The sequence below is a fragment of the Pseudomonas sp. LBUM1676 genome, from assembly GCF_059695605.1.
In genome coordinates this window covers 1,241,166-1,256,477 of the sequence record NZ_CP166777.1, presented here as the reverse complement: position 1 = coordinate 1,256,477, position 15,312 = coordinate 1,241,166, and the positions used below count along the sequence as shown (strand labels likewise).

Annotated in this window: 16 protein-coding genes; 10 read left to right on the top strand and 6 right to left on the bottom strand. The window is 60.4% G+C overall.

The genetic code is table 11. The features are described from left to right. Positions 1-36: 36 nt before the first annotated feature. From gpgS to gpgF, 3 genes are read left to right on the top strand one after another with little or no spacing between them, the layout of a single operon-like run. Complete coding sequence (gpgS, locus tag ACA041_RS05705) at positions 37-1,158, top strand: N-acetylglucosaminyl phosphatidylglycerol synthase (protein WP_497440252.1); 1,122 nt, start codon at positions 37-39, stop codon at positions 1,156-1,158. After that, positions 1,151-1,927: an N-acetylglucosaminyl phosphatidylglycerol deacetylase gene (gene gpgD, locus ACA041_RS05700; protein ID WP_497440251.1), complete on the top strand. Its 777-nt coding sequence runs from the start codon at positions 1,151-1,153 to the stop codon at positions 1,925-1,927. Before gpgS ends, gpgD begins: the two co-directional genes overlap by 8 nt. Further along, entirely contained in the window at positions 1,924-2,919 is a 996-nt protein-coding gene (gpgF, locus tag ACA041_RS05695; RefSeq protein WP_497440250.1) for a glucosaminyl phosphatidylglycerol flippase, read from the top strand. The genes gpgD and gpgF overlap by 4 nt, the downstream gene beginning before the upstream one ends. Here the strand turns inward: gpgF and ACA041_RS05690 are convergent. From ACA041_RS05690 to purU, 3 genes are all read right to left on the bottom strand, one after another. Next, positions 2,916-3,095, bottom strand: coding sequence for a hypothetical protein (locus tag ACA041_RS05690; protein ID WP_497440249.1), 180 nt, complete (start codon positions 3,093-3,095; stop codon positions 2,916-2,918). The genes gpgF and ACA041_RS05690 overlap by 4 nt on opposite strands. A gap of 729 nt (positions 3,096-3,824) precedes the next feature. Beyond that, a complete protein-coding gene (locus ACA041_RS05685; protein WP_497440248.1) occupies positions 3,825-4,022 on the bottom strand; it encodes a hypothetical protein in 198 nt (65 codons plus the stop codon). Positions 4,023-4,108: 86 nt separating this feature from the next. Next, entirely contained in the window at positions 4,109-4,957 is an 849-nt protein-coding gene (gene purU / locus ACA041_RS05680) for a formyltetrahydrofolate deformylase (RefSeq protein ID WP_497440247.1), read from the bottom strand. A 338-nt stretch (positions 4,958-5,295) separates the two neighbouring features. Here purU and mvaT point away from each other — a divergent pair, with 338 nt between their 5' ends. Beyond that, positions 5,296-5,673 carry a histone-like nucleoid-structuring protein MvaT gene (gene mvaT / locus ACA041_RS05675; protein WP_007933316.1) on the top strand — a complete coding sequence of 126 codons (378 nt, stop codon included), beginning with the start codon at positions 5,296-5,298 and terminating at the stop codon, positions 5,671-5,673. A gap of 100 nt (positions 5,674-5,773) precedes the next feature. Here mvaT and sbcB read toward each other — a convergent pair whose 3' ends face one another. Then, the gene (gene sbcB / locus ACA041_RS05670) at positions 5,774-7,204 is read right to left on the bottom strand and encodes an exodeoxyribonuclease I (RefSeq protein WP_497440246.1); all 1,431 of its coding nucleotides are present in this window, start codon (positions 7,202-7,204) and stop codon (positions 5,774-5,776) included. Between the two features lie 186 nt (positions 7,205-7,390). Here sbcB and ACA041_RS05665 point away from each other — a divergent pair, with 186 nt between their 5' ends. From ACA041_RS05665 to ACA041_RS05640, 6 genes are read left to right on the top strand one after another with little or no spacing between them, the layout of a single operon-like run. Next, positions 7,391-8,116 (top strand): RDD family protein, encoded by a 726-nt coding sequence (locus ACA041_RS05665; RefSeq protein WP_497440245.1) that lies wholly within the window; start codon positions 7,391-7,393, stop codon positions 8,114-8,116. Beyond that, the gene (locus tag ACA041_RS05660; RefSeq protein WP_497440244.1) at positions 8,113-9,090 is read left to right on the top strand and encodes a stage II sporulation protein M; all 978 of its coding nucleotides are present in this window, start codon (positions 8,113-8,115) and stop codon (positions 9,088-9,090) included. The genes ACA041_RS05665 and ACA041_RS05660 overlap by 4 nt, the downstream gene beginning before the upstream one ends. Beyond that, positions 9,077-10,597, top strand: coding sequence for a DUF4129 domain-containing protein (locus tag ACA041_RS05655; RefSeq protein WP_497440243.1), 1,521 nt, complete (start codon positions 9,077-9,079; stop codon positions 10,595-10,597). Before ACA041_RS05660 ends, ACA041_RS05655 begins: the two co-directional genes overlap by 14 nt. Next, entirely contained in the window at positions 10,594-11,757 is a 1,164-nt protein-coding gene (locus ACA041_RS05650; RefSeq protein WP_497440242.1) for a DUF4350 domain-containing protein, read from the top strand. Before ACA041_RS05655 ends, ACA041_RS05650 begins: the two co-directional genes overlap by 4 nt. Then, on the top strand, positions 11,754-12,755 hold the full coding sequence (locus ACA041_RS05645; protein WP_497440241.1) for an AAA family ATPase: 1,002 nt from the start codon (positions 11,754-11,756) through the stop codon (positions 12,753-12,755). Before ACA041_RS05650 ends, ACA041_RS05645 begins: the two co-directional genes overlap by 4 nt. Next, entirely contained in the window at positions 12,752-14,083 is a 1,332-nt protein-coding gene (locus ACA041_RS05640; protein WP_497440240.1) for a DUF58 domain-containing protein, read from the top strand. Before ACA041_RS05645 ends, ACA041_RS05640 begins: the two co-directional genes overlap by 4 nt. Before the next feature lie 178 nt (positions 14,084-14,261). On the opposite strand, the gene ACA041_RS05635 is transcribed toward ACA041_RS05640, so the two are convergent. Both ACA041_RS05635 and ACA041_RS05630 read right to left on the bottom strand, forming a co-directional pair. Next, positions 14,262-14,621, bottom strand: a complete 360-nt coding sequence (locus ACA041_RS05635; RefSeq protein ID WP_497440239.1) for a PilZ domain-containing protein — start codon at positions 14,619-14,621, stop codon at positions 14,262-14,264. A 253-nt stretch (positions 14,622-14,874) separates the two neighbouring features. Then, positions 14,875-15,249 (bottom strand): tetratricopeptide repeat protein, encoded by a 375-nt coding sequence (locus ACA041_RS05630; RefSeq protein ID WP_497440238.1) that lies wholly within the window; start codon positions 15,247-15,249, stop codon positions 14,875-14,877. Positions 15,250-15,312 lie beyond the last annotated feature (63 nt).

The window sequence follows — 15,312 nt, the reverse complement described above, 5'->3', positions numbered from 1 at the left end:
TAAAGGTCAACCAAGGGAGAACTACGGACCGGAGGGATGTTCATCGTGCATATCGCTGACATAACCATGTTCTACGCCCCTGCCAGCGGTGGCGTGCGCACTTATCTGGATGCAAAGCACCGTCGCCTGGGCAACAAGCCGGGCATCCGCCATAGTTTACTGATCCCTGGTTCCTCCTTGAGTGAACGGGATGGCGTTTACACGGTTCCGGCTCCCGCCCTGCCCTTCGGCAAAGGTTATCGTTTCCCCCTCCGTCTCGCGCCCTGGCGCAATGTCCTGCAGGATCTGCAGCCCGACCTGATCGAAGTCGGCGACCCTTACCTCACCGCCTGGGCTGCACTCGATGCCCGTCGGCAACTCGATGTGCCGGTGATCGGCTTTTATCATTCAGACCTGCCGCTGCTGGTCAGCAACCGCATGGGCAACTGGGTAACGACCAATGTCGAAGCCTATGTCAGCAAACTCTACGGCAACTTCGACCGGGTCCTGGCGCCGAGCCAGGTGATGGCCGACAAGCTGATCGGCCTCGGGGTGAAAAACGTCTACGTGCAACCCCTCGGTGTCGACTTGCAAACCTTCCATCCTGAGGCGCGGGACCCGGGTCTGCGGGCCGAACTGGGGATCGATGAACATACTCACTTGCTGATCTTCGCCGGACGCGGTTCCAAGGAAAAAAACCTGCCGGTCCTGCTCGACTGCATGAAACGCCTGGGCCGGCGCTATCACCTGCTGCTGGTTGGCTCGTCGATGCCAGCCCTGGTGCCGGATAACGTCACCGTGGTCGATGAGTTCTGCCCGGCGGTGCAAGTCGCCCGGCTGATAGCCAGCGCCGACGCGCTGCTGCATGCCGGTGACCAGGAAACCTTCGGCCTGGTGATTCTTGAAGCCATGGCCAGTGGCATTCCGGTGGTGGCCGTGGCGGCTGGGGCCTTTCAGGAAATCGTCACCGATCAATGCGGCTTGTTGTGCCCGCCGAACAATTCCATGGCGATGGCCAACGCTGTACGCGAATTGTTCAGTACAGGCAGCGCCATTCTGGGCAAACAGGCTCGCAGCCATGCCGAGCAGCATTACTCCTGGGATACGGTGGTCAACAGCCTGCTGGGACACTATCACGCCGTGCTCGGCAACCACTGGTCGCTGGCCGCCAATGGTTGAGTCCATGAACCCGCCCGGCTTGCTACTGGTGCTGCACGACGTCGCGCCACAAACCTGGGCCGATTACCAACCCTTTGTCGCCGCGGTCGACGCCATGGGCGCGGTGCCGATGACCTGGCTGGTGGTCCCGGATTTTCATCGCCAGAATAATCTGGACGCCCATCCGGATTTTCGACGTATGCTCTGCGGCCGGGTCATCCGTGGCGACGAACTGGCGCTGCACGGTTACTTTCATTGCGATGAAGCCCCCACGCCCAGTAACCCGCGAGACTGGTTCATGCGTCGGATCTACACCCACGAAGGGGAGTTTTACAGCCTGTCCACAGATGCCGCCCTCACCCGCCTGCGCGCCGGCATCGACCTGTTCCACCGATACGACTGGCCGTTGGCAGGTTTCGTCGCCCCGGCCTGGCTGATGAGTGAAGGCACGCGCCAGGCCTTGCGCCAATTGCCTCTGAGCTACACCAGTGACCCGCAACATCTCTATCGCCTGCCGGATTTTTCGCCGATCGACGCCCCTGGGCTGGTCTGGAGTGCGCGCAGTAACTGGCGTCGGGGCTTGTCGAAACTGCTCAGCGACCAGCGCGAACGACGCTGGCGGCAGGCACCGGTGATTCGCCTCGGCCTGCACCCGGTGGACATGCGCCATGAGTTCTCCCGTACTTACTGGCTGCAGACGCTCAAGCGCCTGCTCGACGGTGGGCGAGTGCCGATGACCAAGGCGCGCTGGCTGGCCATGCAAACCGACGCTGTCGGACGCGCCGCATGAGTCGCGGGATCCTGCTGCTCGTCGCGCTGCTCGCCGCAGTGCTGATTCCCTCATTGCTGGGGGGTAACGAAACCTGGTCTCGACTGCGAAGCTTTCCGCTGCATTGGCTGCTGATCATGTTCGGCATGATCCTGTTGTGCTGGGTGCTGAACACGATGCGCTTGCGTCTGTTGCTCGGCGATCAGCGCGACAAGGTGGGCCGGATCAAGAGCCTGGGGGTGGTGATGGCCGCCGAGTTCGCGTACTGCGCCACCCCCGGCGGCAGCGGCGGGCCACTGACCATCATGGCGCTGCTGGCGCGTAATGGTGTGCGTCCGGCCAAGGGCAGTGCCGTGTTCGCCATGGATCAGCTGAGCGATCTGCTGTTTTTCCTCTGCGCCCTGAGCGGGATTCTGATTTATGCCCTGTTCCAGCACCTGAGCGAGCGCATGGAATGGCTGCTGACCGTCAGCGCCGTTTCGATGGCTGGCGGCTTGCTCACCTGTGTGGTGGTGGCGCGCTACCACCGTCTACTGATTCGCCTGAGCGGTCGCTTGCTCGTTCGACTCAACGTCAAAGGCACCACGCGCCTGCGCTGGGCGCGAAAACTGCTGCACTTCCTGGCGGCGTTTACCGACACGTTGAAGTTGCCCTGTCAGACATTGATCACGGTGTTTGCCCTGACCTGCCTGCATTGGGTCTTGCGTTACAGCGTGCTGTATCTGGCGTTGCGCGGGCTCGGAGCGGATTTGCAGTGGGCCTGGAGCTTTCTGATCCAGATGCTTTCATTGAGTGCAGGGCAATTCAGCCTGCTGCCGGGCGGTGCCGGTGCGGCGGAGCTGACCTGCGCCGCCCTGTTGGCGCCGATGGTGGGAAAATCCACCGCGGCGGCGGCAATTCTGATCTGGCGGGCGGTGACTTATTACTTCTATCTGCTGGTGGGCGGGCCGGTGTTTTTGTTGATGCTCGGGCGGCCGCTGTTGAAGAAATTGATGAAGTTCAAGCAGGCTTAGGAGCGTGGGCATGCTTTGGCTGAGTTTTTTTGATCGTGTACATATCCGTTTTTGCGGTAACGGCTACTTAGGGTTCCGCCCTTACGGCGGGTCACTTTGAAAAACGGAATGCCGCCCAGCGCAAAGTAACCAAACGCTTTTATCCCGCCATTCGGTGCCTCGCTCAGGCTCGGCATGCCCTCACTCCGGCATTGCTCCGGGGGCCCGCCGCCATCGGCCATCCATGGCCGGGGGCGGCTACCGCGGCATCCTTGCCGCGGTGCCTCCTGCGCAACGCCTGCGTTCGGCCTCTGGGAAAGGGGCGGCAGATCTGAAGCCAAAGCAAAGCAAAGCCAAGCAAGATCAAAAGATCGCAGCCTCGCTTCGCTCGACAGCTCCTACAGGGGCAGGTGATCGGGGCGTACACAAATCCCGAGTCCGGCAAAGATCAAGTGGGAGCGAGCCTGCTCGCGAATGCGAACTGACATCCGGCGTCGATGTCGACTGGCACGGCCTCTTCGCGAGCAGGCTCGCTCCCACAGGTAATCGAGTCGTACACAAATCCCCTGTCCGACCAGCCCGGCCGGTAGGCCGCATCGCTTTGGCTTTGCTTTTGCTTTTGCTTTTGCTTTTGCGGTATACGCCCCCTCGAGAGGCCGAGCGCAGGTTCTGCGCAGTGGGCAACCCGGCATGGATGCCGGGTTAGCCGCCCCCGGCCATGGATGGCCGATGGCGGCGGGCCCACGGAGCAGGACCGGAGCGAGGGCATGCCGAGCCTGAGCGAGGCACCGAACGAAAGGGGCAAGAGCCCTTGGTTACTTGGGGCTTTTCCAAGTGACCCGCCGTCAGGGCGGAACCCTAAGTAGCCGTGACCGCAGAAACGGATATGTACACGTTCAAAAAGCCCAATCGGCCATTGCCAAACTTCACGTCTGCTTCTCCGGCACCCCACCCCCCACAGGTACAAAGTCAGGCTCCGAATTCAAAGCGTCCCACAACTGCGCAGCACCAGGAAACTCCGTACCATCCTCAGCGCTCAAGTCATCCGGATCATAACGACTCAAACACCCCTCACCCAACGTGGCAGGCGCTCTGGAAGTGGCTTTGTCGAGTGGATCGGCCATAAACATATCCTCAGGTCAGCAACGGCAAAGGGCCTGAAGCAATTGAACGCCCAGGCCCCTTGAACTTCAACCGTACTGTATCGCTGTCAGAACACCACGGTCTTGTTGCCATGCACCAACACCCGATCCTCCAGGTGATAACGCAGGCCACGGGCCAGTACCATCTTCTCGACGTCGCGACCGAAACGCACCATGTCTTCAATACTGTCACTGTGGCTGACGCGCACCACGTCCTGTTCGATGATCGGGCCGGCGTCCAACTCTTCGGTCACGTAATGGCAAGTAGCGCCGATCAACTTCACGCCACGCATGGATGCCTGGTGATACGGCTTGGCACCGACAAACGAAGGCAGGAAGCTATGGTGAATGTTGATGACCTTATGGGCATATTCGCTGCACAACGCGGGCGGCAGAATCTGCATGTAACGGGCAAGTACCACCACTTCGGCATCGTGCTGTTTGACCAGGCGCGAGACTTCGGCGAATGCCGGTTCCTTATCCTGCGCATTGACCGGCACATGGTAGTAAGGAATGCCGTGCCACTCGACCATGCTGCGCAGATCGTCATGGTTGGAAATCACGCAGGAAATTTCGCAATCCAGTTCGTCGCTGTGCCAGCGGTGCAGCAAGTCGGCCAGGCAGTGAGACTCGCGACTGGCCATCAACACCACGCGCTTCTTTTGCTCGGTATCGGTGATGCGCCAGTTCATCGAGAATTCTTCGGCAATGGGTGCAAACGCTTCGCGAAAGGCCTCAATACCGAAGGGCAGCGAATCGGCACGAATTTCGTGACGCATGAAGAACCAGCCACTGAGATTGTCCGAGTGGTGGCTCGCTTCAGTGATCCAGCCATTATGTGACGCCAGAAAGTTACTGACTTTAGCAACGATGCCGACGCGGTCCGGGCAAGCAATCACCAGCCGAAAAGTGCGCATGAGGGTCAAACTCCAGAACTTCGCAAAGGTCGCCATTCTAGCGATTGCGCAGCAAAACTGCAGTATTGATGACGTCTGGCGATGCAGGAAGGTGGGCGAGCCGGGTTCAGGCTACACCTGCCCCCCGCGCGATGGTGTTCTTTTAGCCATTCTTCAAGTGCCAAAAATGTGACTGTCTGTGATGCCTGTTGACGACGATTAAACTGTGCCGGAAATTTGCGGCCTATTCACCGCAACTAAATTAAATAAACTTGGGTTAAATGTTTACTTGATGAAACAGCCTGACTATTATTGCCGCACTGTCACCTGCCACCAGCGCCCAACATAAGGTAGTCCTCATGTCCTTGATCAACGAATACCGTGCCACCGAAGAAGCTATCAAAGAGCTGCAAGCCCGTTTGAAGAACCTGTCCCAAGACGACAAACTGCAAACCGAGCTGGAATTTGAAGGCAAACTGCGCACCTTGATGGGCGAATACTCCAAGTCCCTGCGTGACATCATCGCGTTGCTGGATCCTGAGTCCAAAACCAAAGCTCCACGCGGTGGCGCAGTAAAAACTACCGGCACCAAACGTGCTCGCAAAGTTAAACAATACAAAAACCCGCACAACGGCGAAGTCATCGAAACCAAAGGTGGCAACCACAAGACTCTGAAAGAGTGGAAAGCCAAGTGGGGCGGTGATGTGGTTGAAGGTTGGGCTACTCTGCTGGGCTAAGCCGCAGAGCTTTGTCAAAGATTCGTCCGCGACAAAAATAACGCCAGCCGCTGCTGGCGTTTTTTTATGCCCGACGTTCAATCCGACGACATGTTCGTTTTCAAAGACTCAAACGTTTGCGTAATTCCTCAACATAATTGTGCCAATCATTCAACACCCCTCGCTGAAACGATGTAGCTGTAGCGCTCAATTGGGCGCTGGCTTCTACAAAAGTTTCCAGTGTATTGGGCGCCCCCCACTCGGATGCCGTCAGACGGTTCTGACAGAATATTCGCCAGCGTTGTTGCTCTTCGAAACTCAACGTATCGGGGAAGTTACGTGCGCGATATCGAAACAATAATTCCGGCAAGCGTTCATCATCGAAAGGCCACTGCGCTTGTGCCAATTGCCCAGGATCCGCCGCTCTGACCTGCTCACATAGGCGCCGATCCCGATCACCGATAAAACCATCGTATAACTGTTGCTCGGGATCCTGGCTCGGGGTGAAATCCTCGTTGGCATAAATGGCCTGAACTTTATCTCGCCAAACTGATTGTGCGTCACTTAGTCGCAGCGCGCGCTCCTGATAGAGCGTCATATCCAGTTCCAGGCGTTGCTGATCTTGGGGGCGAAGCACCGACAGCGGCGCCACCACCGGACATTTATTGATGTGGATGAGCTTGAGCGGCACCGGCAACTCGCCCTCGGCCAGATCATCGCGACGGGTATACAAGCGCTGACGCAAGGCTTCGACACTCAGATCCAGCAAGCCTTGGGGATCCAGGTGCAAGTCACAAACAATCAGAGCGTTCTTGTTACGCGGATGCCAGGCCAGGGGCAGCACCACACCAACATAGTTGCGCGCCGCCGAAAAGCGCCCGGAGATGTGCACCATTGGCTGCAACAGTCGAATCTGATCCATCACCTTTTGCTTGGCGCGCAATTGAAACAGCCAGTCATAGAGCTTCGGCTGCTTTTCGCGGATCAGCCGCGCAAGGGCGATCGTGGCGCGAACGTCCGACAGCGCTTCATGGGCATGGCCGTGATCGATACCGTTGGCGGCACTCAGGCGCTCCAGCTTGAGCGTCACACGCCCCTCGTCGTCCGTCGGCCAAACCAGGCCATCGGGGCGCAAGGCGTAGGCCGCACGCACCACATCAATCAGATCCCAGCGACTGTTGCCGCCTTGCCACTCACGCGCATAAGGGTCGAAAAAATTGCGGTACAAGCTGTAACGGGTCATCTCATCGTCGAAACGCAAGGTGTTATAACCGGCCCCGCAGGTGCCGGGCGCAGCCAGTTGGGCATGCACCCGGGTCATGAAATCGGCTTCGCTCAAGCCTTGCCCGGCCAGTCGGCTCGGCGTGATACCGGTAATGGCGCAGGCCGCGGGATGAGGCAGGATGTCATCACTGGGCTGGCAGTAAAGATTGACCGGCTCGTCTATTTCATTGAGTTCAACGTCAGTGCGAATTCCCGCCACTTGCAGCGGACGGTCGCAACGGGGGTTGATGCCGGTGGTTTCATAGTCGTACCAGAAGATGGAGGTCACGGGCTATTCCTGAACTGAAGATCGGCGAAGTCTAGGCGTTCACATCCCGCCCCGGCCAGTCATCTTGCCATTCAATCACCCCGGCCGCTTAGCCGTGCACTACATAGTTATGTCGTTTCCCCCCGGGAGGCTGCTAGCATCTCCCGGACAGAGACCTCCCGATCAGGCCACATCATCAGGTTGCCCATGCTCGAGACCACAGCACTGCCAAGGAAAGCAACGCTGTCCCCACCACTGGATACGCGGTACCAGATCGAAACGCCGGAAGGCATCGACTTGCCATTGCGCCCGGCCGGGTTGATGGTGCGTGCGCTGGCGTTCGCCATCGACCTTGGCCTGCGCGGGTTGATCCTAGGCTCGCTGTTTATTGTCCTGGCGTTTCTCGGAAAGCTCGGCGCCGGTCTTGGCTCGATCCTGCTCTTCGTGGTGAGCTGGTGGTACATGGTGCTGTTCGAGGTGCTCAATCAAGGTCGCTCGCCAGGCAAGCAGTGGATGGGCCTGCGGGTGGTCCAGGACGATGGCACCCCCATCGGCTGGTCTGCTTCGCTGCTGCGTAACCTGCTGCGCTTCGTCGATATGTTGCCGTTTGGTTATTTCCTCGGGGCCATCAGCTGCCTGCAGCACCCCAACTTCAAGCGTCTCGGCGACCTGGCCGCCGGCACGCTGGTGATCTACCGCGAACATCCGCTCACCCGCCCCCAATTACCGGCCGCCGAGCCCCGGCGCCCAGCCTTTGCCCTGACGCTTGCCGAGCAACGCGCGATTCTCGGGTTTGCCGAACGCCAGGGTAAACTCTCCGAGGCGCGGGTCACTGAACTCGCGGCCATTCTCGCGCAACCCCTGCAGGTTCCAACGCCACAGGCGGTGGCCGAGCTCAACGGGATTGCCCGCGGCTTGTTGGGCCCTACATGAAGCAAAGTCTTTTCGAGAGTCGCCACAAGGCCGAATGGGAGCAGTTTGCCCTGCTGCTTGAAAGACTGGAACGCAACCAGAACGCCTCCCGTGCCGCCAGTTTCCCAGGTGATTATCGTCGTCTGTGCCATCACTTGGCCTTGGCCCAGGAGCGCGGTTACAGCAGTTTCCTGATCGACTCCTTGCAGCAACAGGTCTTGCGCGGGCATCAACAGCTTTATCGGCATCGCAGCCGACTGGGCGCCAAGGCATTGGGTTTCATCCTGGCGGACTTCCCCAGACTGGTGCGTGAACTGTGGCGCTTCGTGCTCGCCGCCGGCCTGATGTTTTTTGGCAGCCTGATCGGCATCGCCCTGCTGGTGTATCTGTTTCCGGATCTGGTCTACAACCTGATCCCGGCCGAGCAGGTCAGCGAGATGCAGAGCATGTACGACCCCAACGCCGGTCACCTGGGGCGCTCGGCGGAACGGGCGGCCAGTGAAGACTGGGTCATGTTCGGCTACTACATCATGCACAACATCGGCATTGCCTTTCAGACCTTTGCCAGCGGCTTGCTGTTTGGCCTGGGCAGCGCGTTTTTCCTGTTCTACAACGGCTTGATGATTGGCGCGGTGGCCGGCCACCTGACGCACATCGGCTACGGCCAGACCTTCTGGTCATTCGTGGTCGGCCACGGTGCCTTCGAACTCAGTGCCATTGCCCTGGCGGGGGCCGCTGGCCTGCAACTGGGTTGGGCATTGATCGCACCGGGACGCCTGCGCCGCGCCGAGGCCTTGCGCCTGGCGGCGCGCAAGAGTGTGATGCTGATTTGCGGGGTGATGCTGTTTCTACTGATTGCGGCGTTTATCGAAGCCTATTGGTCGTCGATGACCGGGGTCGCGCCAATGACCAAATACCTGGTCGGTGCGGTGCTCTGGTTACTGGTGGCGGTCTATCTGCTGTTTGCCGGACGGACCCGCCATGCGCCTGAGTGACGCCAGTGTGGTGATTCGCCCACGCCTCAATTGGGAGGCCATGGACCTGGGCGTGCTGCTGAGTCAGCGCCACCGCCGCCTGCTGATGACCAGCTGGGCCATCGTGACCTTGCCGGTCTTCGCCCTGCTCAGCCTGCTGCTCTGGGACTCGCCCGCCCTCGCGGTGTTTATTTTCTGGTGGCTGAAACCGGCGTTCGAACGCCTGCCGCTGTACATCCTGTCCACAGCCATGTTCGGTGAGACGCCGACATTGAAACAGGCATTGCGCCAATGGCCGCGACTGCTCAAGCCGCAACTGCTGGCCAGCCTGACCTGGCGACGCCTGAGCCTGAGCCGCAGCTTCGTGATGCCGGTCATGCAACTCGAAGGCCTCACAGGTGACGCGCGGGAGCAGCGTTTGCAGGTGCTGTTGCAGCGTAACGCCGGCGCCGCGAAGTGGCTGACGATCATCGGCGTGCACCTGGAAGGCGCCTTGTGGATCGGCCTGATGGTGCTGTTCTACCTGTTGTTGCCGACACAGGTAGAACTTGACTGGAGCTGGCAGACCTTGATCACCGCCGCCACACAGGACTGGCGCTGGCTGGAACACCTGACCAACTTCTTCTACGCACTGGTGCTGGTGGTCTGGGAACCGGTCTATGTAGCCTGCGGCTTCAGCCTTTATCTGAACCGGCGCACGGTGCTGGAAGCCTGGGATATCGAACTGGCGTTCCGCCGCCTCCGCCAACGCCTGAGCAGCGCCGCCATGCCCCTGCTGCTGGCGGTGTTGCTGTTGACGCCCACCGCGCAAACCGCCTGGGCCGTCGAGCCGATCGTTTCGCCCGACAGCCCGCGCCTGTTGGACCAGCCCCTGAGCAGCCAGGCGTCCCGGGACAGCATCAAGGCGATCCTCGATCAGCCTCCGTTCAAAAACAGGGAAACTGTCACGCGCTATCGTTTTGGCGAGGAGACGCCGACTGCCTTCTCCCCGAACGATGACCGGATGCCCGAATGGCTGACAGCGCTGCTCAATCTATCGACCACATTGATTGAGGTGGTGCTGTGGGGGACAGTGGTCGGCACCCTCGGCTTTTTGATCTGGCGTTACCGGGCCTGGTTGCAGGCCTTTGTCAGCCGTCGCCCGGTGTTGAACGGTAAAGTCCCGCGACCGTTACCGCAGCAGGCGTTCGGCCTGGACCTTAACCGCGACACCCTGCCCGCCGACATTGCCAGCAGCGCCGAAAACCTCTGGCAAAGCCACCCTCGCGAGGCCCTTGGCTTGCTCTATCGCGCCCTGCTCAGCCATTTGCTGCACGACTGCGACATGGCCTTGAAACCCGCCGATACCGAAGGCCAGGTGCTGGAACGTGTCGAACGATTGCAACAACCCGAGTTGCTGGCCTTCAGTAAAAAGCTGACCGGACACTGGCAGAACATGGCCTACGGGCATCGACTGCCCCCCGCGCCCGCGCAACGGGAACTCTGTGACGGCTGGCGTGCGTTGTTCGACCAGGGAGCCGCCCGTTGAACCGACGCTCCTGGCTCGCGGCCGGCATATTCTGCGCGGTGCTGCTGGGCGCGCTGAGTATTTACCTGTACCTGAAGGCGACGCCCTATCAGCAAGTGATCGACCACGGCCCCGCGCCCGAAGCCTTGGCCAATCCTTATCTGGCCGCCGAGCATTTCCTGCGCAAACAGGGCCTGACCGTCAGGCATGCCGACGGTCTCGACGTCCTGCCTTCGATCGAGCCGCGACAGCACAGCCTGTTGTTGCTCGGTGACCGGTCCAACATGACCCCGCGCCAGATCGATCAAGTGATGAACTGGAGCCGGGCCGGCGGGCGCCTGTTGTTCGTGGCCCAGTCGCTGTGGGATGAGAAACTCGGCCAGAGCAATGACCTGTTGCTCGACCGGGTCCAGGTGCATCAGTTGCTGAGCAAAAACCTCAAGGGCCCGCCACCCGACAGCAGGGCCGACCCCTACCCCAAATTGACCAAGCTGTACCTTGAAGACGAAGACGCGCCGGCCTACGCCGGCTTTGACACCGCCTTCCATCTCGAAGACCCGAAAAACCTCGCCCAGGCCTGGGCCAACAGTGCCAAGGCCACCCACATGATGCAGCTCAATCACGGGCTCGGTTCGATCATCGTGATCACCGACGCCGACCTGTGGAAAACCCCGGTCATCGATCAGTACGACAACGCCTGGCTGCTCTGGTACCTGACGGCGGATACCGACGTGACCTTGCTGTTCAACACCGATCATGACGACCTGCTGACCTTGCTGCTACGCTACTTCCCCCAGGCGCTGGTAGCGCTCGTTGCCCTGATCGGTGTGTGGTTCTGGCAGGTCGGCGTGCGTCATGGCCCGCTGCTGGAACCGGCTCCGCGTGCCCGTCGGCAACTCCAGGAACACCTGCGCGCCAGTGCCTATTTCCTGTTAAGGCGCAAGGGGCAGGACAGCCTGCTGCAAATCTTGCAGCATGACATTCTGCGCCGCGTGCGGCGCCGCCATCCCGGTTTTGAACAACTCGGCGTCGCCGAACAATGGCTGGTGATCGCACGCCTGACCGACCAATCCACACGCGCTATCAGCCAGGCCATGAGCCCACGGCCGAAGCAACGGTTTTCCAGCGTTGATTTCAGCCGTCAGGTCGCCTACTTGCAAACCTTGAGGAATGCGTTATGAGTGAACAGATCAAGCCCGACGTTCCGAACCACGCCGACCAGCAACGCCAGCGCGCCAGTCAATTGGCTCAGGCGCTGCGTAGCGAGTTGCAGAAGGTGGTCATCGGCCAGGACGCGGTCATCGACGACGTTCTTACGGCCCTGATCGCTGGCGGTCACGTGCTGCTCGAAGGCGTGCCAGGGCTGGGCAAGACCCTGTTGGTGCGGGCGCTGGCGCGCTGCTTCGGCGGCGAGTTCGCGCGCATCCAGTTCACCCCGGACCTGATGCCCAGCGATGTCACCGGGCACGCGGTGTATGACTTGCAGACCGAGCAATTCAAGCTGCGCAAAGGGCCGTTGTTCACCAACCTGCTGCTCGCCGACGAAATCAACCGCGCCCCGGCAAAGACCCAGGCCGCGCTGCTCGAAGCCATGCAGGAACGGCAAGTAACCCTCGAAGGCCGCGCCCTGCCCATCGTGCAACCGTTCATGGTGCTCGCCACGCAAAACCCCATCGAACAGGAAGGCACTTACCCGCTGCCGGAAGCCGAGCTCGACCGCTTCATGCTCAAGGTCCGCATGGACTACCCCGATGGCGACGAGGAGCTGAACATGGTGCGCCAGGTCAGTCGCTCGACCCGGGCCGACATGCTCGACGTGCAACCGTTGCGCACGGTGTTGCAGGCCAAGGACGTACTGGCGTTGCAGCGCATTGCCAGCGACCTGCCGCTGGACAATCAAGTCCTCGACTACGCCGTACGCCTGGCCCGCACCACCCGCAGCTGGCCGGGACTGACCCTTGGTGCCGGTCCCCGGGCTTCCATCGCGCTGGTGCGTTGCGCCCGGGCACGGGCGCTGTTGCGCGGTGGCGAGTTCGTGATTCCGGATGACATCAAGGGCTGCGCCCTGGCGGTGTTGCGCCATCGCGTACGTCTGGCGCCAGAGCTGGATATCGAAGGGCTCGAGGTCGATCACGTGCTGCGCCAACTGCTCGATCAAGTGCCGGCACCGCGACTGTGAAACCCTCGCGCCTGCTGTTGATCTGGCTCGCAATCCTGCTGGTCATCGGTATCGTCCTGGGCACCTTGCGGGCGCTGGACATCGCGATGCCAGCGAGTCTGCTGTCGATCAACTGGGGACTGCTGTTGGCACTGCTGGCCCTGGCCATACTCGACGCCATCCGCCTGAAACACCTGCCCACCCCCGGCGTCAAACGACAACTGCCCGGCAGCCTGGCGCTCGGCCGTTGGGGCGATGTGCGACTGGAGGTCGAACATGACTTTGCCCAGCCGCTGAACATTCAACTCTTCGACCACGTCCCCGCCGGCCTGAGCTTCGAAAACCTGCCATTGTCGGTCGAGCTTCAGCCCGGCCTGCACAGCCAGATCGGCTACCGCCTGCGTGCGCTGAAGCGCGGGCATTTCCATTTCGAACAATGCGAAATCAGCCTGCCGAGCCCATTGGGCCTGTGGTCCGACAAACGCTTGCTGAACGTGACCGCCGACACCCGGGTCTACCCCGACTTCGCCCGCCTCTACGGTGGCCAGCTGCTGGCGGTGGACAACTGGCTCAGCCAACTCGGCGTGCGCCAGCGCCCACGACGCGGCCTGGGCCTGGAATTTCATCAGCTACGGGAATTCCGCGAAGGCGACAGCCTGCGCCAGATCGACTGGAAAGCCACCGCCCGCCAGCGCACGCCGATTGCACGGGAGTATCAGGACGAACGTGACCAGCAGATCATTTTCATGCTCGATTGCGGCCGGCACATGCGCAGCCAGGATGGTGAACTGGCGCACTTTGATCACGCGCTCAATGCCTGCCTGTTGCTCAGCTATGTCGCCCTGCGCCAGGGGGATGCCGTGGGCCTTTGCACTTTTGCGCACGAGCAGCCGCGCTACCTCGCCCCGGTCAAGGGCACCGGCCAACTCAATGTATTGCTCAACCACGTCTACGACCTGGACAGCAGCCAACGCAGTGCCGACTACCAGGCCGCTGTAACCGAGTTGCTGGCTCGGCAAAAACGCCGGGCGCTGGTGGTATTGGTCACCAACCTGCGGGACGAAGACGACGAAGAACTGCTCACTGCGGTCAAACGCCTGGGCAAGCCACATCGGGTGCTGGTCGCCAGTCTGCGCGAAGACGTGCTCGACCGTTTGCGTCAGGCACCGGTGCAAACCTTGTCCGATGCGCTGATCTATTGTGGCACCGTGGATTTCCTCAATGCCCGGGCCGAACTTCATGAGCGATTGAACGCTCATGGCGTGCCGGTGGTGGATACGACCGCTGTCGAGTTGGGCGCTGCGTTAGTGACGCGTTACCTGGAATGGAAGAAGGCCGGGGTGTTTTAGGGGCTGGGATGCGCAGAACCCGCTTACAGCCTTTGAATATCGGTTGCTTGATCAGACGCCTTCGCGAGAAAGCCCGCTCCCACACTAAATCTTTGGTGATCGCAAACTATGTGTCCACAGCCGATCAATTGTGGGAGCGAGCCTGCTCGCGAAGGCGATCGCCTGAACCCCGCAGATTTCAGGCCGAAGCAGGCATCGGCTGAAAACTGAAGTACTGCTTCAGTGCATCCACCAATTGCCCATACTCCGGCGGGGCCTGTTGCAGGCTGAACCCGGCGTCGTAATGGTGGGGAGTCGCGTCTTCATGGCACCACAGGCAGCAGGCATTGAGGTCGATCACCTGGTGGCAGCCTCCGGCCATGGGAATTTTCAGGCGCAAGGCGAAATCGGCACCGATCATCATCGGCAGCTGGCTGATGAGCATCAGCCCGTCTTCAGAGACATTGCCTAAAAAGCCGATGGGCTTATCGGTAACGCTGTTGAACACTCTCAGAAAATACGGCAGTTGATGCCGCTCGATCCGGCGGTCGGTGAACATGTTGAATTCGCTACGCAAGACCCTTAAGCAGGGCCGCACTAATGCTTCGGAACGGGCCTGCCTGCCTTTATCAAACAGCCAGGCAACGGGCACGCTCTCCCTGATCCTGGTGCGACACGCCTTGAACCGCTGTCGCTGACTTCTGCCGATCACAGGTGTTTCGCCGATTTATTTAAAGCCAAGGCTCTGAAATCGATCTATTGGACTATAGCTCACCCCCGTCGGGGAGCCAGCGGCGCGATGCCAACGGCGATCAGAACCGGGTCGGGCGAACAACGGTGGCACTGCGTAGCGGGTAATGCCCCAGGGACTGCAAGGTTTCCAAGCGGGCGCGGGCGCGGAAGGCATATTCACTTTGCGGGTACGACGCCAGGATGAACTGATAGGTCTGGGCGGCATCAACGAACAGTTTCTGACGCTCAAGACACAAACCGCGCAGCATCGAGACTTCTGGCCATACATAAGGCCGCGCTCGGCTCGCGCGTTCGACTTTGGACAATTCGAGCGTCACCTGCTCGCAATTGCCACGGTCATAGGCGCTGTAGGCGTTATTCAAATGATGGTTCATCGACCAACGGGTGCAGCCCGTGACACTGAGTGCAAGGGCGGCGATGAGCACGAATCGCATGGGGGTTCTCCTATCTTGAACTCTGTATCGACCCGTTGGCGAAAATCTTCAGGATTGTTCGTT

What these genes read in the sequence shown, in the direction of transcription:
- purU (WP_497440247.1), bottom strand. Translation starts at nt 4,957, where the DNA reads ATGCGCACTTTTCGGCTGGTGATTGCTTGCCCGGACCGCGTCGGCATC.
- mvaT (WP_007933316.1), top strand. Translation starts at nt 5,296, where the DNA reads ATGTCCTTGATCAACGAATACCGTGCCACCGAAGAAGCTATCAAAGAG.
- ACA041_RS05645 (WP_497440241.1), top strand. Translation starts at nt 11,754, where the DNA reads ATGAGTGAACAGATCAAGCCCGACGTTCCGAACCACGCCGACCAGCAA.
- gpgF (WP_497440250.1), top strand. Translation starts at nt 1,924, where the DNA reads ATGAGTCGCGGGATCCTGCTGCTCGTCGCGCTGCTCGCCGCAGTGCTG.
- ACA041_RS05660 (WP_497440244.1), top strand. Translation starts at nt 8,113, where the DNA reads ATGAAGCAAAGTCTTTTCGAGAGTCGCCACAAGGCCGAATGGGAGCAG.
- ACA041_RS05685 (WP_497440248.1), bottom strand. Translation starts at nt 4,022, where the DNA reads ATGGCCGATCCACTCGACAAAGCCACTTCCAGAGCGCCTGCCACGTTG.
- ACA041_RS05630 (WP_497440238.1), bottom strand. Translation starts at nt 15,249, where the DNA reads ATGCGATTCGTGCTCATCGCCGCCCTTGCACTCAGTGTCACGGGCTGC.
- ACA041_RS05665 (WP_497440245.1), top strand. Translation starts at nt 7,391, where the DNA reads ATGCTCGAGACCACAGCACTGCCAAGGAAAGCAACGCTGTCCCCACCA.
- ACA041_RS05690 (WP_497440249.1), bottom strand. Translation starts at nt 3,095, where the DNA reads ATGCCGAGCCTGAGCGAGGCACCGAATGGCGGGATAAAAGCGTTTGGT.
- gpgS (WP_497440252.1), top strand. Translation starts at nt 37, where the DNA reads ATGTTCATCGTGCATATCGCTGACATAACCATGTTCTACGCCCCTGCC.
- ACA041_RS05635 (WP_497440239.1), bottom strand. Translation starts at nt 14,621, where the DNA reads ATGTTCACCGACCGCCGGATCGAGCGGCATCAACTGCCGTATTTTCTG.
- ACA041_RS05655 (WP_497440243.1), top strand. Translation starts at nt 9,077, where the DNA reads ATGCGCCTGAGTGACGCCAGTGTGGTGATTCGCCCACGCCTCAATTGG.
- gpgD (WP_497440251.1), top strand. Translation starts at nt 1,151, where the DNA reads ATGGTTGAGTCCATGAACCCGCCCGGCTTGCTACTGGTGCTGCACGAC.